This is a genomic window from Methylobacterium sp. GC_Met_3, from assembly GCF_026540775.1.
GTDB lineage: Bacteria > Pseudomonadota > Alphaproteobacteria > Rhizobiales > Beijerinckiaceae > Methylobacterium.
This window is the reverse complement of record NZ_JALNUL010000002.1, coordinates 127,806-151,483: the sequence shown is the minus strand read 5'-3', so window position 1 is coordinate 151,483 and position 23,678 is coordinate 127,806. Positions and strand designations below refer to the sequence as shown.

At 69.4% G+C, this 23,678-nt stretch carries 20 protein-coding genes and 1 pseudogene; 9 read left to right on the top strand and 12 right to left on the bottom strand.

Annotated elements, in window-relative coordinates; all coding sequences use genetic code 11:
• Window positions 1-26: 26 nt before the first annotated feature.
• From OXS27_RS04035 to OXS27_RS04015, 5 genes are all read right to left on the bottom strand, one after another.
• On the bottom strand, window positions 27-794 hold the full coding sequence (locus OXS27_RS04035; protein WP_243924997.1) for an SDR family NAD(P)-dependent oxidoreductase: 768 nt from the start codon (window positions 792-794) through the stop codon (window positions 27-29).
• Window positions 791-2,074: a beta-ketoacyl-ACP synthase gene (locus tag OXS27_RS04030; protein ID WP_243924998.1), complete on the bottom strand. Its 1,284-nt coding sequence runs from the start codon at window positions 2,072-2,074 to the stop codon at window positions 791-793. Before OXS27_RS04030 ends, OXS27_RS04035 begins: the two co-directional genes overlap by 4 nt.
• Before the next feature lie 61 nt (window positions 2,075-2,135).
• Complete coding sequence (locus OXS27_RS04025) at window positions 2,136-3,413, bottom strand: Zn-dependent hydrolase (RefSeq protein WP_243925039.1); 1,278 nt, start codon at window positions 3,411-3,413, stop codon at window positions 2,136-2,138.
• A gap of 113 nt (window positions 3,414-3,526) precedes the next feature.
• Entirely contained in the window at window positions 3,527-3,988 is a 462-nt protein-coding gene (locus OXS27_RS04020; protein WP_267354373.1) for a tellurite resistance TerB family protein, read from the bottom strand.
• Window positions 3,989-4,565: 577 nt separating this feature from the next.
• On the bottom strand, window positions 4,566-6,080 hold the full coding sequence (locus OXS27_RS04015) for a CYTH and CHAD domain-containing protein (protein ID WP_267354372.1): 1,515 nt from the start codon (window positions 6,078-6,080) through the stop codon (window positions 4,566-4,568).
• Between the two features lie 338 nt (window positions 6,081-6,418).
• Between OXS27_RS04015 and selB the strand changes: the two genes are divergently transcribed.
• Window positions 6,419-8,380, top strand: coding sequence for a selenocysteine-specific translation elongation factor (selB, locus tag OXS27_RS04010; protein WP_267354790.1), 1,962 nt, complete (start codon window positions 6,419-6,421; stop codon window positions 8,378-8,380).
• Between the two features lie 391 nt (window positions 8,381-8,771).
• Here selB and fchA read toward each other — a convergent pair whose 3' ends face one another.
• The 4 genes from fchA to OXS27_RS03990 all read right to left on the bottom strand — a co-directional run bounded on the left by fchA (window position 8,772) and on the right by OXS27_RS03990 (window position 12,776).
• Complete coding sequence (fchA, locus tag OXS27_RS04005) at window positions 8,772-9,413, bottom strand: methenyltetrahydrofolate cyclohydrolase (RefSeq protein ID WP_267354371.1); 642 nt, start codon at window positions 9,411-9,413, stop codon at window positions 8,772-8,774.
• A gap of 10 nt (window positions 9,414-9,423) precedes the next feature.
• The gene (locus OXS27_RS04000) at window positions 9,424-10,287 is read right to left on the bottom strand and encodes an NADP-dependent methylenetetrahydromethanopterin/methylenetetrahydrofolate dehydrogenase (protein WP_267354370.1); all 864 of its coding nucleotides are present in this window, start codon (window positions 10,285-10,287) and stop codon (window positions 9,424-9,426) included.
• Window positions 10,288-10,519: 232 nt separating this feature from the next.
• On the bottom strand, window positions 10,520-11,464 hold the full coding sequence (locus OXS27_RS03995; protein WP_267354369.1) for a D-2-hydroxyacid dehydrogenase: 945 nt from the start codon (window positions 11,462-11,464) through the stop codon (window positions 10,520-10,522).
• A gap of 103 nt (window positions 11,465-11,567) precedes the next feature.
• Window positions 11,568-12,776: an aminotransferase class V-fold PLP-dependent enzyme gene (locus OXS27_RS03990; protein WP_243925004.1), complete on the bottom strand. Its 1,209-nt coding sequence runs from the start codon at window positions 12,774-12,776 to the stop codon at window positions 11,568-11,570.
• A gap of 514 nt (window positions 12,777-13,290) precedes the next feature.
• Here OXS27_RS03990 and OXS27_RS03985 point away from each other — a divergent pair.
• Entirely contained in the window at window positions 13,291-14,106 is an 816-nt protein-coding gene (locus OXS27_RS03985; RefSeq protein WP_267354368.1) for a UDP-2,3-diacylglucosamine diphosphatase, read from the top strand.
• A gap of 10 nt (window positions 14,107-14,116) precedes the next feature.
• Window positions 14,117-15,130: pseudogene (locus tag OXS27_RS03980) on the top strand (glycosyltransferase family 1 protein); the annotation flags it as partial.
• Between the two features lie 336 nt (window positions 15,131-15,466).
• Here OXS27_RS03980 and OXS27_RS03975 read toward each other — a convergent pair.
• Window positions 15,467-16,723: a lytic murein transglycosylase gene (locus tag OXS27_RS03975; protein WP_267354366.1), complete on the bottom strand. Its 1,257-nt coding sequence runs from the start codon at window positions 16,721-16,723 to the stop codon at window positions 15,467-15,469.
• A 177-nt stretch (window positions 16,724-16,900) separates the two neighbouring features.
• On the opposite strand from OXS27_RS03975, the gene OXS27_RS03970 reads away from it, so the two are divergent.
• From OXS27_RS03970 to OXS27_RS03960, 3 genes are all read left to right on the top strand, one after another.
• Window positions 16,901-17,395, top strand: a complete 495-nt coding sequence (locus OXS27_RS03970; RefSeq protein ID WP_267354365.1) for an SRPBCC family protein — start codon at window positions 16,901-16,903, stop codon at window positions 17,393-17,395.
• Window positions 17,396-17,548: 153 nt separating this feature from the next.
• Window positions 17,549-18,961: a pyruvate kinase gene (gene pyk / locus OXS27_RS03965; RefSeq protein WP_267354364.1), complete on the top strand. Its 1,413-nt coding sequence runs from the start codon at window positions 17,549-17,551 to the stop codon at window positions 18,959-18,961.
• Between the two features lie 103 nt (window positions 18,962-19,064).
• Entirely contained in the window at window positions 19,065-19,193 is a 129-nt protein-coding gene (locus OXS27_RS03960) for a TFIIS helical bundle-like domain containing protein (RefSeq protein WP_192706684.1), read from the top strand.
• 44 nt (window positions 19,194-19,237) lie between these two features.
• On the opposite strand, the gene OXS27_RS03955 is transcribed toward OXS27_RS03960, so the two are convergent.
• Window positions 19,238-20,425 (bottom strand): patatin-like phospholipase family protein, encoded by a 1,188-nt coding sequence (locus tag OXS27_RS03955; protein WP_267354363.1) that lies wholly within the window; start codon window positions 20,423-20,425, stop codon window positions 19,238-19,240.
• A 479-nt stretch (window positions 20,426-20,904) separates the two neighbouring features.
• Between OXS27_RS03955 and OXS27_RS03950 the strand changes: the two genes are divergently transcribed.
• Window positions 20,905-21,435, top strand: coding sequence for a GcrA family cell cycle regulator (locus tag OXS27_RS03950; RefSeq protein WP_267354362.1), 531 nt, complete (start codon window positions 20,905-20,907; stop codon window positions 21,433-21,435).
• Window positions 21,436-21,447: 12 nt separating this feature from the next.
• Here OXS27_RS03950 and OXS27_RS03945 read toward each other — a convergent pair whose 3' ends face one another.
• Window positions 21,448-22,347 (bottom strand): TAXI family TRAP transporter solute-binding subunit, encoded by a 900-nt coding sequence (locus OXS27_RS03945; protein WP_267354788.1) that lies wholly within the window; start codon window positions 22,345-22,347, stop codon window positions 21,448-21,450.
• Window positions 22,348-22,363: 16 nt separating this feature from the next.
• Between OXS27_RS03945 and OXS27_RS03940 the strand changes: the two genes are divergently transcribed.
• Both OXS27_RS03940 and cysK read left to right on the top strand, forming a co-directional pair.
• Window positions 22,364-22,540 carry a hypothetical protein gene (locus tag OXS27_RS03940; protein WP_243925013.1) on the top strand — a complete coding sequence of 59 codons (177 nt, stop codon included), beginning with the start codon at window positions 22,364-22,366 and terminating at the stop codon, window positions 22,538-22,540.
• Between the two features lie 135 nt (window positions 22,541-22,675).
• A complete protein-coding gene (gene cysK, locus OXS27_RS03935) occupies window positions 22,676-23,650 on the top strand; it encodes a cysteine synthase A (RefSeq protein ID WP_267354361.1) in 975 nt (324 codons plus the stop codon).
• Window positions 23,651-23,678 lie beyond the last annotated feature (28 nt).

The window sequence follows — 23,678 nt, the reverse complement described above, 5'->3', positions numbered from 1 at the left end:
GTATCGTCCGGTTCGGCATGCTCCGGTCAGGTCCGGTGGACGCCCATCATCGCGGTCAGGCCGCCGTCCACCGGCAGCACCGCCCCGGTGATGTAGGACGCGCCCGCGCCCATCAAGAAGGTTGCGAGCGCTGCGACATCTTCGGGCTGCGCGAACCGCCCGGCCGGGATCTGGCGCTCCATCCCGTCGCGATAGGCGGCGTAGCGCGCCATCATGGCGGTGTCGACGAAGCCGGGCGCGATCACGTTGACGGTGACGCCGCGCTTGGCCGTCTCGATCGCCAGCGTGCGGCAGTAGGCGATCAGTGCGCCCTTGGTGGCGGCGTAGGCGGCGTTGCCGGCATTGGCCCGCAGGGCGGCGACCGACCCGATCGCCACGATGCGGCCGGACCGCGCCCGCGTCATCGGGCGGATCAGCGACTTGGCGAGACGAGTCAGCGAGAAGAAGTTGACCTGCATGGCGGCCTCGGCCTGCTCCTGGTCGAGCATGGCGGCGAGCGCGTCATAGGATTGGCCGGCATTGTGGACGAGGCCGTAATAGTCGCCCTCCTCGGCTGCCGTGCAGAAGGCGTCGAGGGCCGATCGATCGGCGAGATCGAGGGCATGGGCCGCGAAGCTGCGGTCCGGATGGGCCGCTCCGAGCTCGGCCAGCAGCGCCTGGGCGTCGTCGGCCGAGGACCGATAAGTGAATTCCACCGCAAAGCCCGCGCCGGCCAGGGCCCGGACGATCGCCGCGCCGATCCCCGACGCGCCGCCGGTCACGAGGATACGGCGGGGGGCCATCGCCGCGCTCACGCCGGCTCCGCTCCGAAAACGAGGCACGTATTCTGGCCGCCGAACCCGAATGAGTTCGACAGCACGGTGCGCACCGGCAGGTCCCGGGCCGTCTCGACGATGTCGAGGGCGATCGTCGGATCCGGCACGCGGTGGTTGAGGGTCGGCGGGATGCGGCCATGGCGGATGGTCATGAGCGACACCGCCGCCTCGATGGCGCCGGCGGCCGTCAGGGTGTGGCCGATCATCGATTTGTTGGAGGTCACCGGCAGGGCGGCCGCGCGGTCGCCGAAGACGGCACCGAGACCCAGCGCCTCCATCTTGTCGTTCTCGGGCGTCGAGGTGCCGTGGGCGTTGACCGTGTCGATCCCGTCGGGTTCGAGCCCGGCATCCTCAAGGCTCGCCCGGATCGCCGCGATGATCGGCGCTCCATCGGGGCTGGAGCGGGTGCGATGGAAGCCGTCGCCCTTCTCGCCGCAGCCGAGGACGTAGCCGAGAATTTTTGCGCCCCGCGCCCGTGCCGACGCAGCGTCTTCCAGTACGAGGGCGGCGGCACCCTCGCCCATCACGAAGCCGTCCCGGTCCTTGGAGAACGGCTTCGAGGCCGCCTCCGGATCCTCGTTGCGGGTGGACAGGGCCGAGAGCAGCGAGAAGCGGATCAGCGATTCCGGGTTCACCGAGCCATCCGTGCCGATGCACAAAGCCGCTGTGGCCTCGCCGCGTCGGATCGCCTCGACGCCGAGCTGGATCGCGGTGGCGCCGGAGGAACAGGCGGTCGAGAGCGAGATCGGCGAGCCCTTCGTGCCGAACCGCTCGGCGATGCGATCGGCCACGGTGCCGAAGATGAACAGGTCGTGCCAGTCATCGAACCGGCGTGTCGCGGCGGCCCGGAGCAGGCCGGCGTAATCGACCGGGCCGTCGCCGCCGGCGGCCTCGGCCAAGGCCTGGCGCTGCGGCCATTCCATCTCCACCGGGGGCACCGCGATGAACAGGGCGCCGGGGAAATCGCCCGCCGTCCCGATCCCGGCCTGGGCGATCGCCTCCTCGGCCGCCACCGCGGCGAACCGCTCGGACAGGAGCGGCGCCACCAGTGGCGCGGTGTCGAGAAAATCCACCGTGCCGGCGATCCGGGTGCGCAGGCCCTCGGTGGGGAACCGCGCGATGGCATGGATGCCGGACCGACCCTGGGTCATAGCAGCCCAGGTCTCGGCCTGGCCCTGGCCGAGGGAAGAGACGACGCCGAGACCGGTGACCGCGACGAGCGGTCGGCCCCTGGCGTCGCGGTAGGTTTGCGCGCTCATGCGGCGGCCCTTAGCGGATTTTCCGCCGCCTTACACCACCGGACATCCGAGGGCCGCCCCGTCATTCCGCGGCGGACGCGCCAGGTCCGGTCTCGCGGGGGGCGTTGGCGAGGCGCAGCACGGTCTGGAGCAGCACGTCGGTGCCGGCCGCGCAGTCGGCCTGGGTGGCGGATTCCGACTCGTTGTGGCTGATCCCGTCCTTGCACGGCACGAAGATCATCGCGGCGGGCACCCGGGCGGCGAGGTTGCAGGCATCGTGCCCGGCTCCCGAGATGATCCGGCGCCGGGGATGACCGAGGCCTTCGGCCGCCGAGTCGATCGCCGCCACGATGGCGGGGTCGAACGGCACCGGCTCCTTGCGCCAGATCCGGTTGAGCTGGATCTCCAGGCGGCGGCGCTCTGCGATCTCGGCAGCCGCCTCCTGCAGGGCGGCCTCCATGGCGTCGAGGGTGGGCGAGCGCGGGTCACGCACGTCCACCGTGAAGGCGACCCGTCCGGGCACGACGTTGCGGGACGGCGCCAGGATCACAGCCTCGCCGATCGTGGCCACCGCCGAGGGGGCGTGCGCCAGGGCGATGCGCTCCGCGGCCAGCGCGAATTCGGAGAGCGCGAGCAGCGCATCCCGGCGTCGGGGCATCGGCGTGGTGCCGGCATGGCTCTCGAAACCGGTGATTACCCCGTCGAACCACATGATGCCCTGGCCGCCCTCGACCACCCCGATGGTCTTGCCCTCAGCCTCCAGGATCGGCCCCTGCTCGATGTGCAGCTCGACGAAGGCGCCGATCTCGCGTGTCCCGACGGCCTCGACCCCACGATAGCCGATGGCGTCGAGCGCCTCAGCAACCGTGGTCCCGGCGGCGTCGCGCTTGGCCAGGATCTCGTCGGTGGTGAAATCGCCGGCATAGGCTGCCGAGGCCATCATGGCGGGCGCGAAGCGGGAGCCTTCCTCGTTGGTCCAGTTGACCACGAGGAGCGGCGCTTCGGTCTCGAGGCCGGCATCGTTGAGACTTCGCATCACTTCGAGACCGGCCAGGACCCCGAGCACGCCGTCGAACTTGCCCCCAGTGGGCTGCGTGTCGAGATGCGAACCGAAGGCGATCGGCTTCCGGCCCATGTCCCGGCCGGGGCGGAGGGCATACTGCGTCCCGAGCGCGTCCACCGAGACCTCCAGCCCGGCCGCAAGGCAGGCCTCGCGGAACCAGTCGCGCACGCGGCCATCCTCGGCCGAGAGTGTCAGACGGTTGATGCCGCCGGCCGGCGTGCCGCCGAACGCGGCCGTCTCCAGGATGGTGGACCAGAGCCGTGTGCCATCGGCGCGCAGGTTGTGGGTCTTGCTCAGATTCGTCTCGGCCATGCCGGTTCCTCTCACGGCGCAGCACCGTGTCACGCCTGGGTCGTCGATCCGCCCGCCGTTCTGCGCCGGGCGCAGCGTCACAGCAACGCCGATGCCAGTCAGGCCGGCCGCCGCCGCACCGGGTTGGCGCGTAGAAGCCCGACGCCGTCGACCTGCAGGGCAGCGGCGATCGCCCCGAGGGCACTCGCCTCGATATTGCTGATCCCGTCCTGATCGGCGACATCGGCAGCGATCAGGAAGACGTTCTCGCGCTGACTGTCGGGCCGCTCCGCGATTGCCGTGACATTGCGCAGGTTCTCCGCGCGGCCGAGGCGGGTCCGCGCCCGGGCGATCCCCTCGTAGAGTTCGTTCTCGAGCATCAGGGCATCGTAGCCCTTCATCAGCACAGGATCGGCGCTCAGGCCGTGGAGGGCAGCGTCGAATTCCTGCCCGGCCACCTCACCGTCGGCCACGATGACGTTGGCCGCGGCCGAGACCGCAGCGAGCATCAGCGCCTTGTCGCCGACATAGGCCGTGACGGTGCGGCCCACTTGGCCGAGGAGGTCGCGGAGTAAGCTCATGAAGGCTGTGCCGGGGGCTGGGCGCGTGCTGAATACGGGAGGGATAGCAGAGGCTGGCGCGGAAGGAAGCCGAGGTCGCACATCGGCTCGACGCACCGATCTCCGGCGCAACCGGGATTTGCAACTTCTGCGGTTTCCTGGCTCGGCAGACACGCTTGGGCAACATCGTCATGCGACGAGTCGGTTCAGCCGCGTTGATGCGCGGTCGACGGGTGGCGGGCCAAGTCCCCCCAGCAGGTTCCGCCACCGTCGTCACGCCGCCGGAACGAGGTTCGGGTGCCCCCCAGGCCCGACCTTCGCGCCGGCGGCGGTTTCTACCTACGGGCGATCTTCGTTTCAGCGGCGCCTGTGCCCCTGACCTGATCCGAACGCCCCGTCGGCCCGTGCGGCCATAAGCGGCTACGATGTTCGCCACTAGCAGCCCGACGCGGTCTCCTCTCCGTGCGGAAAGGGGAAACGCGCTTGTTTCTTAAGCACGCGGCTTCGGGCGGAGACGCGTGAACCCGGTATGCCATGCCGGAATCGGAACTCGCACCCTCCGCAGAGCGCGCGAGAACCGCAAGCGGCAGCGGTCGCCTCAGCGCCAGAACGGCTTCAGGTCGAGGAGATCCGATCGGGCATCGGCGGCAGCCTTCAGGAGCTCCTGCGCGCTCGGATCGTCCGAACCGGGCATCGGCGGCCCCGAGAGGCTCTCCGTCATCGCACGGGCGGTCTCAAGGTCGTTGAGCGCCCCGAGATGATCCTGCAGATCCGACAGGGCGTCGCCGAACTTTTCCTGCCGGCGGCGTGCTTTCTTCTTGTGGTAGAGCCCTGCGAAGAACTCCGCGCCGTAGCGCAGCTTCTTGGCCGCGATCCGGGCCCTGTGCCGCGTATGCGGATCGAGATGCTTCAGGCCACGGCCGCGCTTCCTCAACCGCTGGCGCGCCGTGTCGAGTACGCGGACGGCAAAGTCGCGCCCGTCCTCGGCGGCGGCCGCCTGCGTGGTCCAGGCGCCGGTCTCGACCCAACCGGCGAAATCGATGATCAGGCTGCGCCATTGCGGGCTCTGCAGCGTCGACAGAACCACCGCGTAGGCACGCTCTCGTTCCGCCTCGGCCCGCTCGCGAAGCCCGTCAAGCCCGGCCTCGTCCGGGCGCTCCTTCATCAGGTCCGGCAGGGTGTGTCCGAGGAACACGTCGAGGTTGCGCCCCTCACCGAAGGGTTCGGTGACACGCTTGATCTCGTCGGCGAAGCTCACCGCTCGGGGATCCCCAGCAAGCATCGGGGCGAACAGCGACAAAGCCGAACGCAGACGACGCAGGGCAACGCGGATCTGATGGAGAGCCTCGGGCGGCTGCCCGTCTTCCAGGAACACCGTCTCGTTGAGCCGCATGTGGCGCAGGCAGGCCCGCGCCACCGCGCGAAACACCGTGCCGGCGCTCGCATCCTCGGGCAGATCGATCGCCTCGGACTTGACGATGGAGCGTCCGCCGCCGTCGATCAGTGCGAAACCGACCGCGCTCTTGCTGTAGACGCTCAGGTGCAGCGGCACCGTCTCGGCCAGGGCCTGCGCCAGCTGGAACAGGTCGGCCGGATCACCCTCTTGGAGCTCCAGCTCGATCTCGCAGAGCGGCGCCGCGCCCGACGGGCTTTCGACCCGGCCTTCGTCGAGGGTCACGAGGATCCGCGACTCGCCCTGTATGATCGGGATTTCCCGGCGCATCACGACAGTCGAGAAGAGCCGCTCCACCGGTGCATCAGCCTCGCGCAGCACCGCCTCGGCAGCCGTTCCGGCCCAGGCGGCGGGATCGGGATCCTCGCTGGCGATCTCCGTCTCCCACTCGGCGCGGTCGAACAGCCCGATATTGCCCGCACCCGCCTTCACGGTCTGGATATGGCGACCACCCTTGGCACGCACCCGCAGCGTCAGGCCGGCGGCCTGCAGGTCGCGGTTGGCTGTGTCGTAATAGGCGCTGATCAGCTGTTCGGGCTCGACATCCGCCGCGCCCGGAAGCCGTGGATGGGCGGCGAGCACCGTCAGATCCGGCCCCGCGCAGGCGAGCTTCAACTCGACTTCGCGCGGCACCCCGGCGTTGCGTCTGCTCTCGCTCATGCTCTCCTCGTCGTAACCATGCGTGCCCAACCGTCTAAGGCATGCGTCGGGCTGCCGCGACCCGTCGCGCCAGGACCGAACAGCCGCGATCGCCTTCGACGCCAGTCTAGCAAAATCGGGCGGTGCGCGGAGCCGCGCCGCAATCGCTCAGCGGCATTGCGCGCCGGGCATGTTGCACTGCGTAAAAATCGCTCTTCCCCAAATCGAAATCGCATGGCAAAACAAATTGTCCACAATCCATCTGCCGTGCACGCCCCGGCCCCGACCGCCCGGCGGCCCCTGGTTCGACGATGAGCCGGCACAGCGGGATTCCCGACGATTCGAGTGGTGTGCGCTGCATGGACGGCAGCGTCGCGGAGATGGTCAGGTCGGTGACTGCGTTGAAGACACTTCTCGTGGGCGTGGTCGGACACGTGGATCACGGCAAGACGGCGCTCGTCCGGGCGCTCACCGGGGTCGAGACGGACAGGCTCAAGGAAGAACGCGCCCGTGGCGTCTCGATCGTGCCGGGCTTCGCGCTCCTAACCACCGACGCGGGTGAGATCGACCTCGTGGATCTGCCCGGCCACGAGCGCTTCGTGCGCGCCATGGTGTCGGGGGCGACCGGCATGCGGGCCGTCCTGCTGGCGGTGGATGCGCATGAGGGCATCAAGCCGCAGACGGTCGAGCACCTCGAGATCGCGCGGCTGATCGGCGTGCGCCGCGGCGTCCTGGCGCTCACCAAATCCGATCTCGTCAGCCCCGAGGTGGTCGCGACACGTTCGGCCGAGATCACGGCCGCCGCGGCCCGGGCCGGACTTGAGGCAGGACCGGTCATTCCGACCTCCACGGTCACGGGCACGGGCCTATCCGAGCTCGGGGCGGCCCTCGCCGGGCTGCTGACCGATGCCGAGGCCGGTCGCGACGATGGTTTCCCGTACCTTCCGGTGGACCGGGTCTTCTCCCGGGCGGGCTTCGGGACGGTGGTGACCGGAACCCTGCGGCGGGGCGCGCTCTCGGTCGGCGACATGGTCGAGATCGTACCGGGCGGCCGCAGCGCGGTGGTGCGTGGTCTCCAGATCCACGGGCGTCCTGTCGAGCGGGCCGAGCCGGGGCGACGCACGGCGGTCGCCCTGCGCGGGGTCGGCCTCGACGAGATCGCCCGGGGACAGGCGCTGGCGCCGGCGGGCCTGCTCGAGCCGAGCGCGTGGCTCGACGTGGCGATCACGGCCGCCGCCAGCGCGGACGCCGCCTTGGCGAGCGGCACGACCTGCCGCCTGCTGTTCGGGACCACCGAGGTCGAAGCCCGGCTGCGCCTGCTCGATCGTGACGTCTTGGAGCCCGGAGCCAGCACGCAGGCGCAGCTGCACCTCGCTCAGCCGGTCGCCGTCCCGGCGCGGGAACCCTACGTCCTGCGGCTCGATTCGCCTGCGGCGACCATCGCGGGCGGCCACATCCTCGATCCGGCGAGCCGTCGCCGTCGCCGCAACGATCCGCGCACCATGGGCAATCTGGCCGCGCTGGCATCGGGAGAGCCGGCAAAGGCGATCTCCGTCCGTCTCGGGCAGGTCGGCGCGGCCGGTGCACCCCTCGCGGAACTGGCCAGGCTCGCCGGCACGGCCCCGGACCGCGCCCGGGAGTTCCTGGTCGGGTCCGGCGCGCGCGAGATCGGCGACCGCTTCATCGGCGCGCCGGCCTTCGAGGCTTTGCAGACCGGGATCCTCGCGACGCTCTCGCAGCATCACCGCGACTTCCCGATGGAACACGGGATCGCCCTGGAACGCCTGTCGCGGTCGCTCGTGCTTCCCGACCTCCTTGTCGGCTCGGCCCTGCGTGGCCTCGTGGCGGCGGGGGGTGTAAGTCAGGCCGGCACCCTGTGGCGGCGCACCGATTTCGACCCCGCGCGCAACGAGAGCGAGGCCGCCCGCCGGCTGGAACAGATGTTCCGGCGTGCCGGTCTGAACCCGCCCGACGAGAGCGAGGCCGTGGGGCGGGACGTGCGGCGTCGGGAAGCTCTGACCTATCTGGTCGGCGCCGGGACGGTAATCCGAGCTGTCGACCGCGTGCAGCGCCGCGCAGTCCTGTTCCACCGGGAGGCGGTGGCCGATGCCAAGACGCGCCTCTTGGAGGCCTTCCCCAAAGCCGGGACGCCGGAGGCCGGCTTCCTCGCCCGGGAGGCGGGCGCGACACTGGGGATCTCCCGCAAGTTCTCGATCCCGCTCCTCGAGCATCTCGACGCCACGGGCTTTACCCGGCGGGCCGGCGACAGGCGGATCCTCGTCGCCCTCGAATCGCACACGGGCATCGCGGAAGCCGGGTAAGCAGGGCGACGATCCAAGACAGCCACGCCAGCATGCCCAATGGGTACGGGTTCTGCGGGTACGTCGTGCTGCCCTCGCAGGTCTGGCCGAGCCGTGCCACCGCCGGGGCGAAGTTGATCTCGCGCGTATGCAGCGAGAACAGGTAGCAGCAAGCTGCGGACGAGCCGGTCTCGCTGCCCCCGGCCGCGTTGAGGACCAAACGTCCGGTGGTCACGATCCGCTCGAACAGCCAAGCCCCGCTCGCCGCAGCGCGGATGTCGCCGACCCTAGACCCGTCCGTGCCAAAGCCTTCCGAACGAGGAAATGGCCCAAAGACCGAACGGATCCAATCAGATCCGTACAGCCCGTAGCCCTTGCGGGGAGGGAGACCGGCAAGGCCTTCCGAGCGGCGTCAGTTCACCTTGGTCTTCACCACCCCGTAGATTTTCTCGGTCAGCGTCCCGGCCTCTGCCAGCAGGCCTTCCAATTCCTGAAGCCGCTCGTCGGCGAACTCCCGGTCCTCGAGGCCCTTGGCGTTGACGTAGACGTTGAGCGCCGCGCTGCGCAGGCCGGCATAGGCGGAGAGCACCGCCACGCCGGCATCCGACACCACGTTGAGATTGCCCTTGTCGGCCGTGATCGCCGCGAGGTCGATCACCGCGCGGCAGGCCCGGCAGCAGGCGAGCGGCACGTCGCAGGCCGTCTTGAGCGCCGCCTGGATTTTTTCCGCGCGGGCCGCCTTCTCGTCGTCGGTGCCCTTCGGCAGGCCGTAGGCGCCCATCACGGCGTCGAAGGCCTGGACGTCCTCGCCGATCATGCCGGTGAGCACGACCCGCAAGCCTTCAGACGCGGCGAGCACGTCCTTCAGCTCGGCCTCGACCTCGACGTACTTCTTCTTGCCGATGGTGAGGTTGCAGACCATCGACACCAGGGCGGCGCCCATGGCGCCGGAGATGGCTGCAGCGCCGCCGCCCCCGGGGGTCGGGGCGGCGCTCGCGAGCTCCGTCAGGAACTTCTCGATGCTGTCGGTCTCGGGGCGATGCGTCTCGGTCACCGGCGCCTCCTCAGGCCATCGTCTTGGCGAGGGCGTAGATCTCCTCGGCGTCGAGCACCTTATCGGTGCTCTCGAAGAGCTGGCCGACGCAGGCCCGGTGCAGCTTGAGCTTCAGGCCGCCGATGCCGAGGGCTCCGAACGCCTGCTTGCCGTTGCGCTCCTTGCCCTTGTCCATCACCTCGATGCCGCCGATGCCCGTCGGGGGCTGGGCGTTGTAGTCGGCGACGAACTGGATGGACGATTCCTGAGCCCAGGCGGCTTCCGGCAGCAGCTCGACACCGATGGCGCCGGCCGTGAACACGAGGTTGGTGCCCTTGACGAGGGCAACGCGCGAGGCCTCGTCGGGGGTCGCGGCGGCCTTTACGTTGACCTTGAAGCGCGTGTTGATCTGATCGGCGGCGGCCTGGGTCTTGTCGAGGGAGCGACCCGCGATCGTCACCTCGGCGCCCTCGCCGGCGAGCAAAGCGGCCGAGCGCATGCCGACCGGGCCGGTGCCCGCCAGCACGACGGCCTTCTTGCCCTGAAGCGAGCCCGCAGCCTTGGCCACCAGCGCGACGCCGGCGGCGGCCGTGGTGTTGGAGCCGTTGGAATCGAGCATGACCGAGACCCGGAACGGGCCGAAGAACCGCTTCTTCACCGCGGTGAACAGCTCTTCGCCCGCCGCCATGCTGCCGCCGCCGACGAAGATCGCGGTCGACTTCTTCTCGGAGCCGCCGCGGGTGTAGATCGTGCCGTCCACCAGCGCGCCGACATTGTCGGGGTTCACGCCGCCGTAGCCGGTGATGTGGTCCGCGCCGCCATCGTAGCCGACGACGGTGTCGAACACGTTCGGCACGGCGTCGGTGTCGAACAGGAACAGCAGTTTCTTCGTCATCTTTCAGGACCTTTTCGTCGCGCCCGTGAGGCGCCGGCGTTGTTGTTGGTTGGGTCGATGCGTGGACGCAGTCCCTCTCCTCCCCTGGCGACCCCGGGCTTGCCAGGGATCGCTCGAGCTTGCGGGGAGGAGCCGGAGGTGGGGGGGGCTACGATTGAGCAGAGCGGTGCCTCCACCCCCACCCCCACCCTCCCCGCAAGGGGAAGGGGAACGCCCGCCGCAGATCTTGAGGTTATGCTTCGACCACGTTCTGCGGCTTGCCGGCCACGAACGCCTCGACATTGTCGACGAGCTGATCGGCCAGGATCTGCATCGCCTCCTTGCTCGCCCAGGCGACGTGCGGCGTGACGATCAGGTTCGGCAGGTCGGCATCGCACAGAATGTTGCCGTCCTTGGGCGGCTCCTGCGCCACCACATCGAAGCCCGCGCCCGCGATGGTGCCGTCCTTGAGCGCCTCGAGCAAAGCCGCCTCGTCGACCAGCCCGCCCCGGGCCGTGTTGATCAGGATCGCGCTCTTCTTCATCCGCTTGAGTTCGGCCGCACCGATCATCCCCTTGGTGTCGGGGGTCAGGGGTACGTGCAGCGTGATCACGTCGGATTGGGTCAGGATCGTCTCGAAATCCACGAGTCCGTGCTGCGGGAACACGTCGAAGGCCAGAACCTTCATGCCGAGCGCCTCGGCCCGCTTGGCGATCGACTTGCCGAGCGCACCGTAGCCCACGATGCCGAGCGTCGAGCCGGCGATGTCGTAGATCGGATAATCGAAGTAGCAGAACTGTTTGGACTTCGCCCAATCGCCCCGCCGCACCGAATTGGCATAGGGCACGATCGCCCGGCGCAGGGCGAACATCAGCCCGACCACGTGCTCCGGCACGGTGTTGAACGCGTAGTTGCGGATGTTGACGACCGTGATGCCCTGCGCTTTGGCCTGGGCCTTGTCGACCACATCGGTGCCGGTGGCGGCGACCGCGATCAGCTTGAGATCGGGGAGCTGCTTCAGCGTCTCGGCCCGCATCGGGACCTTGTTGATCAGCGCGATCTCCGCACCCTGGAGGCGGGAGACGATCTCCTCCGGCGTCCAGGTCGAGTCGTGCTCGACGTATTCGTGCGGGAAGTTGAACGGTCGGACCCTGGCATCGAGGGATTCACGATCCAGGAACACGATCTTCTTGGTCATAGGACCCCTCTCGGACGACGGGTAGTTTCCCCGATAGTCTTGTTCTTACTTGCGCGTCGGGGCAGGCCCGGCAACCCGGTCCCGCCCCGATCGCGTGCGCGGCTTACGCCTTATGCAGCGGATTCTCGCGCAGATAGCTGGAGGCGGCGGCGACGCCCGAGCCCGGCGTGACCTTGATGCCGCAATCGATCATCGCCATCTCGGCGCCCGCGATGGCACCGAGCAGCGACAGCTCGTTCAGATCGCCGAGGTGGCCGATGCGGAACACCTTGCCGGCGACTTTCGACAGGCCGGCGCCCAGCGAAAGGTTGTAGCGCTCGTAGGCGTGGGTGATCACCTTGGCGGCGTCGGCGCCCTCCGGGACCACGATCGCCGTGACCGTGTCGGAGTTCCACTTCGGCTCCTTGGCGCAGGGCTTGAGGCCCCAGGCCGCCACCGCCTGGCGGGTCGCCTCGGCGAGCACGTGGTGGCGGTGGTAGACGTTCTCGAGCCCCTCCTCCTTCACGACCTGCAGAGCCTCGCGCAGGCCGTAGAGCAGCGGCAGGACGGGGGTGTAGGGGAAGTAGCCGGTGGCGTTGGCGGCGAGTTGGTCCTTCCAGGCGAAGTAGGCGTGGCCGAGCCGGTCGTTGCGGCCGGTGCCGCCCTCGGCGATCTTGAGCGCCTTCGGGCTGATGCAGATCAGGCCGAGGCCGGCCGGCAGCATGAAGCCCTTCTGCGAGCCCGCGATGGCGCAGTCGACCTTCCACTCGTCCATGTAGAACGGCAGCGAGCCGATCGACGAGATGCCGTCCACGAACAGCAGCGTCGGGTGGCCGGCGGCGTCGATCGCCTTGCGGACCGCGCCGATGTCGCTGGTGACGCCGGTGGCGGTCTCGTTGTGGACGACCATGACGGCCTTGATCTTGTGGTCCTTGTCGGCGCGCAGGGCCTCCTCGATCTTCTGGGGATCGGCGCCGGTGCCCCACTCCTCTTCCTGAACGACCACGTCGAGGCCGAGGCGCTGGGCCATGTCGACCCAGAGGTGGCTGAATTGGCCGTAGCGCGAGGTCAGCACCGTGTCGCCGCGGCAGAGGGTGTTGGACAGGGCCGATTCCCAGATGCCGGTGCCCGAGGACGGGAACAGGATCACGGTCCCGGCGGTCGAGCCGAACACCATCTTGGAGTCCTGCAGGAGCGGCTTCACCAGCTCGGGAAAGCTCGGCGAGCGGTGATCCTCGGACGGCACGTGCATGGCGCGCAGCACCCGGTCCGGGATGTTGGTCGGGCCGGGAATGAAGAGGTGGTTGCGACCGGGGCGCCGGGTTGCGGCCATGATGTTTCCTCCGAATAGTCGATTGCGCGCAGGCCGAGCCTGCGCCGGGTGGTCTAAACGTCCTCGGGAGTCGGTCCGGCGCCGGCGGGCGCGGCTCACGCCACACCACCTCGAACGCCATCCTCTGCCGTGGGTGGGGGGCGCAGCGGAGCGGCAGGCGGCCTCGTGCCGCTCGCGTCGCGGCGCGCCCCCGCGCGCCGGTCGCCTCCGAAATGCCGTCCCGCCCGACGGCCCCAGGGCCGTCCTCGCCGCCTTCCTGTCATGCCCGGCCGCGCTCGTACCGAGCCGCCGGTTATCTGGCATTATGAGGCGGTGTAGCCTGAAAGGAAAACCGGAAAAACTTCCGGAACTTGCCAAAAAAATTTTTTGTGCGCCGCAGCGATACTAATCTCCGATTGAGAAACCACGCCGCAACGCACCCAGGCTCCCAGGGCGCCGCCCTCGGCGCGTCATCAAACTGAGATGGGATCGCGCTCTGGATCCCGGCCGTATTCAGCCGCCGGGAGAGGAAGCCGTGGCCGAGGGTGAGGAGATGCCGGTCCGGGTCCGGACGCTGTTCCTGTCCGATCTGCATCTCGGGACGCGGGGCTGCCAGGCCGGTCTGCTGCTGTCGTTCCTGCGGGATTACGACGCCGACACGATCTACCTCGTCGGGGATATCGTGGATGGCTGGCAGCTGCGCTCCGGCTGGTACTGGCCGCAGGAACACAACGACGTCGTCCAGAAGCTGCTGCGCAAGGTTCGCAAGGGCGCCAAGGTCGTCTACCTGCCGGGCAACCACGACGAGTTCCTGCGCAACTACGTCGGCATGAATTTCGGCGGCATCGAAGTCTCCGAGACCGCGATTCACGAGGCCGCCGACGGGAGGCGCTACCTCGTGATCCACGGCGACCAGTTCGACATGGTGGTGCGCCACTCGCCCTGGCTCGCCCATCTCGGCGACGGGGCCTACACGCTGGCTCTGTCCCTCAACACGCTGCTCAACAAGATGCGCCGCCGGGTCGGGCTGTCCTACTGGTCGCTCTCGGCCTGGGCGAAGCTGCGGGTGAAGAACGCGGTGAGCTTCATCGGCCAGTTCGAGACGATCCTGGCCGAGGAAGCGCGCCGACAGGGCGCGGACGGGGTGATCTGCGGCCACATCCACCACGCCGCCGACCGGCCGATCGGCGAATTGCGCTACCTCAATACCGGCGACTGGGTGGAATCCTGCACCGGGCTCGTCGAGCATTACGACGGCCGCATGGAGGTGCTGCACTATCCGAGCCTGCTGCGCGATCGCGCGGCCGAGACCGTGCCGCAGGCGGTCCCGGGCCGGCGCGCGGTGGCGTAAGGGCTCGACCGTGAAGCTCCTGATCGCCAGCGATGCGTGGCATCCGCAGGTCAACGGCGTGGTGCGCTCCCTCGAGCAGATGGTCCGCCGCGCCCCCGAGCACGGATTCGCGACGACGATGCTGACGGCTGCGGACTTCCCCTCGCTGCCGATGCCGGGCTATCCGGAGATCCGCCTTGCCTATGCGGGACGGGAGCGGGTGGCGGCACGCTGGCGAGGGGAGCGGCCGACCCATGTCCACATCGCCACCGAGGGTCCGGTGGGATACGCGGCGCGGCGGCACTGTCTGTCGCACGGCCTGCCGTTCACCACGAGCTACCACACACGCTTCCCGGAATACCTCGCCGCCCGCCTGCCGGTGCCGGAGGCGTGGTCCTACGCCTATCTGCGCCGCTTCCATGGGGCCGCCCGCGGCACAATGGTGAGCACCGCCTCACTCCAGGGCGAGCTGGAGGCCCGCGGCTTCACCCACATGATGCGCTGGACCCGCGGGGTCGACATCGACCGGTTCCGCCCCGCCACGCCCGGTGCGCCGCCGCCCATGGAACTCGCCGATCTGCCGCGACCGCTGTTCATCTATGTCGGCCGGCTGGCAGTGGAGAAGAACATCGCGGCTTTCCTGAACCTCGATCTGCCGGGCACCAAGATCGTGGTCGGTGACGGGCCGGACCGGGGCCGGCTCCAGGCTCTGGCGCCGGCGGCACGGTTCCTCGGGACCCGGACGGGAGCGTCGCTCTCGGCGGTCTACGCGGCCTGCGACGTGTTCGTATTCCCGAGCCTGACCGACACGTTCGGGATCGTGCTGCTGGAGGCGCTCGCCTGCGGCCTGCCGGTGGCGGCCTTCCCGGTGCCGGGCCCGAACGACGTGATCGGGGGCACCCGGGTGGGCATCCTCGATCAGGACCTGCAGGCCGCCGCCCTCGCCGCCCTGGACCTATCCCGGACCGAATGCCGCGCAGAAGCCCTGCGCCGGGGCTGGGAGGTGAGCGCGCGCCAGTTCTTCGGCAACATCATCGAGGCCCATGGCGGCGAGCGCCTTGCCAAGGGACGCCGCCTGAACGGACTTCCGAGGGGCTTGCCCCAGCTCTTTTCAGGTGTTTGCAAAAGGACCGAGATACCGGCCGAGACGCACTCTCTTCTCCTTTCTGGGAAGGGGAATGTGTCTCCCATTGGATACGTAAGGGCCACGGATCGTGCCTCTCGCATCCAGTCAAAACACCCTAAACGGGCTGAGTCGAGACCTTTCGCGGGTGAAAGGCAGAGCCTTGCGATCGTGTCAGGGCTTTGCCCTGACGACCCACCAAAGGGCACAGCCCTTCGGATACCCAGAACCCGCTCATTCCCGACCAGGCGAGCTGCTTCAGGGCGCCCCTCGGATCCGCTCCAGCAGCACGGCGTCAGCGTAGCCATCGGCTGGCAAGCCACTTGAACTCTGGAACGCGCGCAGTGCCGCCCGGGTCTTCGGACCGATCTTCCCATCGACGCCGCCAGTGGCGAAGCCGCGCTCGGTGAGGCGGGTCTGCAGGTCGCGCCGCTCGTCCCCGGTGAGCGCCCGGTCGCCCCGGGGCCAGTCACGGACGAGGCCGGGATCGCCGCGCAGGCGGTCCGACAGCAGCGCGACGGTCAGCGCGTAGGCGAGCGCCGTGTTGTAGCGCAGGATCACCGCGAAGTTCGGCCGCAGCAGAAAGGCCGGACCGCGGATTCCGGAAGGCAGGATCAGGGTCGCCTCCGCGGTCTCGTCTGGGATGCCGCCCGGACGAGCGGGCCGTACGCCGAGCGCCTGCCACGCGGCAAGGCTGCGCGGCGTTGTCTCGTCGGCCAGGGCGGCGTCGAAGCCCTCAGGCAGCAGCGCCTCGGCGCCCCAGCCCTCGCCGGGCTTCCAGCCGTGGGCGCGCAGGTACTGCGCCGTCGAGGCCAGCGCATCCGGTACCGAGGTCCAGATGTCGCGCTTGCCGTCTCCGTCGAAATCAACCGCATCGCGCTGGTAGACGCTCGGCATGAACTGGGTGTGGCCCATCGCGCCTGCCCAGGAACCTGTGAGGCCGCCGGGCATCCGGTCGAGGGGCGCTTGGTTCCAGGCGAGGATCTGGAGCGCGGCCGAGAGTTCGTTGCGCCAGTAGGGTGCGCGGGCGGGATCACCGCAGGCCAGCGTCGCCAGGGAGCGCACCACCGGCTTCACCACGGCGGGGTTGTCGAGCACAGCACCGAAGCTCGATTCCACGCCCCAGAACGCCGCCAGGATGTGGCGGTCGACCCCGTAGCGGGCCTCGATCGCCGCGAAGGTCTCGGCCTGCTCGGCGAGCTTGGCCCGGCCCGCCTCGATGCGGGCCGGAGTGACGCTGGCCTCGATGTAGTCCCAGATCGGCCTGACGAATTCGCCCTGGCTCGCGGTGGCGGCCAGAACGTCGGGATCGGGCGTCAGGTTGGCGAGTTGGGCGTCGGCGAGGGTCTGCGGCACGGCCTGCGTGGTCGCGAAGGCGATGAGGTCGGCGCGGCAGCTTTCGAAGGGTATCACGGGCCGAGCTGCATCGGGCGCCGCGACCACGAGGGTCGGCACCAGGGCGCAGGCGAAAACGGCTCTGCGGGTTCCCGGACAGGGGCGTGTCGGGCTGCTCATCGGCGCTCTGGGCTCGCATTCTGTGGGGCCCAGCATACCCGGCCGATCGGGGCGGTTTCCAGCGGCGAACCGGCCCGCTCCGAGGTGTCGGAGTCGCGCCAACGTGATCGCTGGGCCCTGCCGGAGGGACGACGACCCGGGCATCCTTCCTCGGGAGGGCCCAAAGGAGATCGACCGATGAAGCGGATAGCCTTCGCCACGATCGCTGCGGCTTCACTCGCCGCCGGTCCCGCGCATGCCCTGGACGTCACCCGCAGCCGCGACATCCCCGCCCCCGCGGAGGCGGTCTGGGCGCTGGTCGGCGATTTCTGCGCCATCCAGTTCTGGCACCCGCAGGTCGAGCGCTGCATCCTGTCGGCCGACGACGACGATGACGGCATCCGCGCGCAGATCCGGGGTCTCGTGGTGAAGGGCGGCCTCGGCACGATCGTAGAGGTCGAGACCGCCCGCGACGAGACGGGCCGGAGCTACAGCTACGGCTTGATCCAGGGCCCCCTGCCGGTGCGCGCTTATAATGCGACCCTGGCGGTCCGGCCGAACGGCAGCGGATCCACGGTGATCTGGAGCGCGACCTTCGACGCCGAGGGGATGAGCGATGCCGAAGCGGTCGCCGACATCGCCGGCGTGTTCGAGGCGGGGCTTGCCGGGATCGCCCGCGAGGCGTCCAGATAGCGTCCGGCCGAATCGGGCGGCCGCGCGATCAGGATCCCGGTCGGCGGCGTATCCCCCTCCTCCCGGCGCCCGCCGGCACTGAACAGAGCGGCGTCGGGGCAAAGGATCGCCCGGCTCGATTCCTAGAGGCAACCCCAGGAGGCCGAGACCTGCATGCGCCGCCACCGCCACGCCAAGATCGTCGCCACCGTGGGCCCCGCCAGTTCGGCGCCCGACCAGTTGAAGGCCTTGTTCCTCGCCGGGGTCGATACCTTCCGGCTGAATTTCAGCCACGGCACGCAGGAGGATCACGCCCGCGTCCACGCCGCGATCCGCGCCCTCGAGAAGGAGGTCGGCCGGCCGATCGGCATCCTGCAGGATCTGCAGGGACCCAAGATCCGGATCGGCACGCTGCAGGGCGGCCGCCTCGATCTGCAAGCCGGCGAGCGGGTGCGCTTCGTCCTCGAAGGTGCCGAGGGCGACAAGCAGACGATCCCGCTGCACCACCCGGAGATTTTCGACGCGGTCGTGCCCGGTCAGGATCTGCTGATCGACGACGGGCGGGTGCGGGTGCGGGTCATCGGACCGGAGCGTACTGCCATCACGGCCGAGGTGGTGACCGGCGGGGCGATCTCGAACCGCAAGGGCGTCAACCTGCCAGGCACGCTGCTCGACCTGTCGCCGCTGACCGCGAAGGACCGGGCTGACCTCGCCTTCGGGCTCGATCTCGGCGTCGACTGGGTGGCCCTGTCCTTCGTGCAGAAGCCGTCCGACGTGATCGAGGCCCGGGGGATCATCGGCGACAGGGCCGGGATCATGTCGAAGATCGAGAAGCCGCAGGCGCTTGAGCGGATCGACGACATCATCCGGCTCTCCGACGCCGTGATGGTGGCCCGCGGCGATCTCGGCGTCGAGATCCCGCACGAGGATGTGCCGGGCCGTCAGAAGGAGCTGATCCGCGCCTGTCGGCTCGCCGTGAAGCCTGTGGTGGTGGCGACCCAGATGCTCGACTCGATGGTCAACGCCCCCGCACCGACCCGGGCCGAGGCCTCGGACGTCGCGACCGCGATCTACGACGGCGCCGACGCCGTCATGCTCTCGGCGGAATCGGCCACCGGACGCTATCCGGTGGAGGCGGTCGCGATGATGGATCGGATCATCCGCAGCGTGGAGGGCCACAAGCTCTACCACTCCATCGTGGCGGCCTCGGAGCCCGGCGAGGAGGAGACGCCGCCCCATGCGGTTGCCACCGCGACCGCCGAGCTCGCCGAGGCGATCCACGCCGCCGCGATCGTAGCCTACACGTCGAGTGGGACGACGGCGGCCCGGGTGGCGCGCAAGCGCCCCGCCGCCGCGATCCTGGCGCTGACGCCGAACCTCGCGACCTCGCGCCGGTTGAGCCTGCTGTGGGGCGCCCACAGCGTCCTCACGGACGATGTCGATTCCTATGAGGAGATGACGGCGAAAGCTTGCCAGCACGCGCGGGAGGAGGGTTTCGCCAAGCCGAACGACGTCATCGTGGTGGCCGCGGGCATCCCCTTCCACACCGCGGGCAACACGAACAACATCCGGCTGATGCAGGTGTGAGTGTTACAAGGCTGACTGCGGGCACCGCGGGTGGAACGCGGCCCGCTTCCCATCGTTGACTCGGAAGCTGCGCCGTTTTGGCGCGAAACTGGAGGGCCCTCCCATGAACCTGATCGGACGCCTCGTCACCAAGCTCCTCGGCAACGAGAACCGCCCCATCGACCGCGACGACCGGAACGCCAGCACGGCGACCCCGATCGGCCGCCTCGTCACGAAGATCCTGGGCAAGTAAGCGCCGACGCCGCGCGCCCCGGGCGCGCGGCTTCCAGCGATCAATCAGTTCGCGACCGCGCCCGCGACTTCCTTGACGGTCGGCGCCGCCGGCACGGTGTGCTGCCAGAACGTCCCAGTCCGACCCTTGGCAAAGCCCTCGTCGTAGAGGCTGCGCATATAGGCGGTGTCGAAGCCCTTCGAGGCCGGCACCTTCGGACCACCTCCGTCGATGTAGGTCAGGTTGAAGCCGATGCCGTTGCCCCGCGCCAGCGCGTAGGTCGCGGTCAGCGTAGCCCGCGAGCGGGCGCGGCTCGCCGTCGTGAAGGAGCGCTCCACGATCGAGAGCGTGTTGTCCTTCGTGACCTCGAAATCGGGCTCCAGGCGGCCGTTGATCACGACGTAGATCTCGGCCTTCCCGCCCGTGCGGATCCGCCCGTCGCGCAGCAGCAAGGTCTGCGGCAGGGTGAAGACCGGCGTCACCACCGAACCGTCGACATGCATCTCCTGGAAGCGCGCGTCGCCGGCCGAGACGTCGATGAATTGCGGCGGGAACACCGCCGGGATGCTGGCCGAGGCGGCCAGCACGTCGCGGAACAGCTCACGGGCATTCGGCACGCCGCTCGCCGCGATGGCGCCCATGTTCCAGATGACGGCCCGCTGGGAATCGAGGTTCGTGGTCACCACGAGCAGGCGCCGGCCCTTCGCGTGCTCCTCGGCCACCGCCCGGATCAGATCCGGCGTGACGTAGCGGTCGATCAGGTTGCGCAAGCGACCGTCACCAAACAGCCCGGAGCCGAACAGCACATTGGCGATGTTGGGCGAGGCCACCAGCTCGCTGGCGACGCCGCTGGTGTAGAATTCGGTGAGATAGGCGTCGTAGCCGGACCCCAGGAACGCGAAGGGCGCGATCAGCGCGCCGGTCGAGACGCCGGACACCAGGGTGAATTCCGGCCGCTGGCCCGAAGCCGTCCAGCCGTTGAGGACGCCGGCTCCGTAAGCCCCGTCGCCGCCGCCACCCGACAGCGCCAGATAGTTGAAACCCTTGTTCCGCCGCTGCGGATTGGCGGCGAGTTCCGCGATCGTCTCCACCGAGGCGTCCGCGTAGACGCGCGCGCCGGGGATGCCCGGAACACTCGCAAAGACGGCCTGCTCGGCACTGTAAGGCGTGCGCGGAAGGCTGCCGCAGGCCGCCACCTGACCCGCCAGCCCGAGCGCGGTCAGCGCCCGAAAGCCTGTCCGACGGAAACCCATCCTCGTCACCCTGATCCGTGAAGCTCGGCCACCTTGCCACACGAAACGAGCTTGGCTGTGACGCACGTTCCGACTTTGCCGCCCGGCGGGCCGGATAAAGGCCTGCTGTTGCGCCTGGGTCACGATCCCACAGGAACGCGGCGCAAGCGTGGCCGGACATAGCTTGGTTGCTACCGGGGTCCGTTCGGTGTGCGACGATGCCCGGGCAGCGTCACGATGGCAGCGTCTGGGATCCCGATCGCGCCATTGCCAGTGGACAGGGGCCGCGGAGGGCGTGCGAGCACCCTTGCAACGTTCGTCAGCGCCGCGCTAGGGTTCCGTGCGGCCTGACAGGACAGGGTGTCGCACCGCGGCTCGGCCTGCTTTGATCGGGGGCGCGGTCCGCTCGGTGGCATGATCCGCCGTTGGACGGATCCTTGGACCCGGGCTGCGCGCGCCGGACCTTGGCGCAGCGCGGGCTGCAGGGGGCGGAGGGGTAGATGGAAGCGGCTGTAGGCTGGACAGATGATCGTGTGGCGCTCCTGCGCCGGCTGTGGGAGGACGGGCAGAGCGCGAGCAAGATCGCCGCGCAGCTCGGCGGCGTCACGCGCAACGCGGTGATCGGCAAGGTCCATCGCCTGGGTCTGGCGGGCCGCGCCCGGGGTGGGGAAGAAGCCCCCGTCGCCGCGGTTCAGCCGGCGAAGGCGATCGAGATCGAGACGGCCATCGCGGTGGTGGAAACGCAGGCCCCCGAGCCGGTGGCGATCCTGTCGCATCGTCCGGCGCCGGCCTTCCCGGTGGCAGCACCAGCCGCTTCGCCGACGCCCCTGGCGGTCTCTCAGCGCGTCACCATCATGGACCTCCGGGAATCCATGTGCCGCTGGCCGCTCGGCGATCCGACAACGCCGGAATTCCGGTTCTGCGGCGGCCGCTCGATCACCGGTTTGCCCTACTGCACGCATCACGCCGAGATCGCCTATCAGCCGGCGGCCGAGCGGAAGCGGGATCGCCGCGTCGCCTCGTTCCGCTGATCGGCGGCTCTGTTACGGCTGGACGAGCCCGGCTGCGCGAAGATAGCGCGCGGTCGCTGGATTGATGCGATCCGCCGGCACGAGGCCGATCAGGTTCTTCGGGTTCGTCGTGGCAGTCCCGTCACGGCCGAGCGCGCGGACGATGCGTTCGGCCGCATCTCCATCGAAGCCTGAGCGCGCGAGGATGAAGCTCCACGAGCCCACCGTCTCGATCGGCTCCACCTGTCCGGGGAAGCTACCGGCCGGAACCGTCAGGCGCTTCAGCGCGGCGCCCGGCTGCGCCAGACGCGCGATCCCGGCGTCCGAGGGGCCGAAGAAGCGCGCCCCTCCCGGAGCCCGGGCCATGGTGGCGAAGCCCGGCCAGTCGAGCCCGCCGCCCCAGAGCGCATCGGCCTGACCCTCGCGTACCAGCGTAGGGCCATCACCGGCGTGATCGAGCAGGACCGGGCGGATGTCATGCGCGGGGTCGAGCCCCGAGGCGGCGAGCGCGCTGCGGGCCATCACGGTGAGCCCCGACTTGTGCGTGCCCAGCACGACCGTGCGCCGGTGCAGATCCGCGACCGATCGGATCGGGCTGGCCGCCGGCACGACGAACAGACCGGGCGTCGGATACATCGGAGCCAGCACGGAGACACCGCCGGCGGCCGCGAAAGCGGGGTAGGCGTACTCCCCCTGCACAAGACCCAGATCGACGCTGCCGGCCTGTAGGAGACCGAGATTCTCCGCGGAGCCGCCGCTGGCGCGGGGCTCGATGATCAGGGCCGGGTCCGCTTGGCGGATCGTGTCCGCGAAGGCCGCACCGAAGGCCGGAAAGCCGCCGCCCGGCGTCGCGGTCGCCAGGACCACGCGAACAGGCTCCTCGGACCGGACTGGCCGAGGCGCGAGGAGACTCAGTGCTCCGAGGAGCGTCATCCGGCGGGTCGCCATCGTGATTCCCGAGGCTGGCACGCGCTTCGTCATCAACACCCTCGCCGCGCTGGCGCGCCGGACCGGCACCGACCGGGAGAATAACTTTCTATCGCTTTCGCGACAGCCAGCAAGGCTATTCCACGACGCGGCAGAGATCGAAGCGAAAGCGGAAAGAACTTTTGATATGGGCACTTAGCCCAATTGCCCCCGTGGCGGCAACGCGATATCGCAGCCTCCCGTCCGGGCCGATCCAAAACCTCCCGCCCGGGGGCTTGGTCTCGACCGACCGGACCCACATCTCACCGATCCCACTACGAGCAGGAGCTCCGCGATGGCCGATTCCCTCAACGCGCCGGCGAAGGTCGGGCATGGCCGTGTCTACGGCTCGATCACCGAGACGATCGGCAACACCCCCCTGGTCCGCCTGAACCGCCTGCCGAAGGAACACGGGGTCGACGCCGAGATCCTGCTGAAGCTGGAGTTCTTTAACCCGATCGCCAGCGTCAAGGACCGTATCGGCGTCAACATGATCGACGCGCTGGAGGCGTCCGGCAAGCTTCAGCCGGGCGGCACGCTGGTGGAGCCGACTTCGGGCAACACCGGCATCGCGCTCGCCTTCACGGCCGCGGCCCGGGGCTATCGCCTGATCCTGGTCATGCCGGAGACGATGTCGCTGGAGCGGCGCAAGATGCTGGCGTTCCTGGGCGCGGAACTGGCGCTTACCCCGGGCGCGCAGGGCATGAAGGGCGCGATCGCCAAGGCCGAGGAGCTCTTGAAGGAGATCCCCGGCTCGGTGATGCCGCAACAATTCTCGAACCCCGCCAACCCCGAGATCCACCGGAAGACCACCGCCGAGGAGATCTGGAGCGATACCGGCGGCCAGCTCGACGCGTTCGTGGCGGGCGTCGGCACCGGTGGTACCGTGACGGGCGTCGGCGAGGTGCTGAAGCCGCGCCTGCCGAATCTGAAGGTCTTTGCCGTCGAGCCGGAGGATTCTCCGGTGATCTCGGGCGGCCAGCCGGGCCCGCACAAGATCCAGGGTATCGGCGCCGGCTTCATCCCTGACAACCTCCACACCGACATCCTCGACGGGGTGCTGAAGGTCTCCAACCAGACCGCCTTCGAGACCGCCCGGGCGCTCGCCCGCCTCGACGGCATCCCGGGCGGCATCTCGACCGGCGGCAACGTCGCCGCTGCCCTGGAGCTGGCCAAGCGGCCGGAATTCAAGGGCAAGCGCATCGTCACGATCGCCTGCAGCTTCGCCGAGCGCTACATCTCGTCGGCGCTGTTCGACGGGATCGGCTAAGCCGAACGCAGCCCGTTCCGCGACGGAA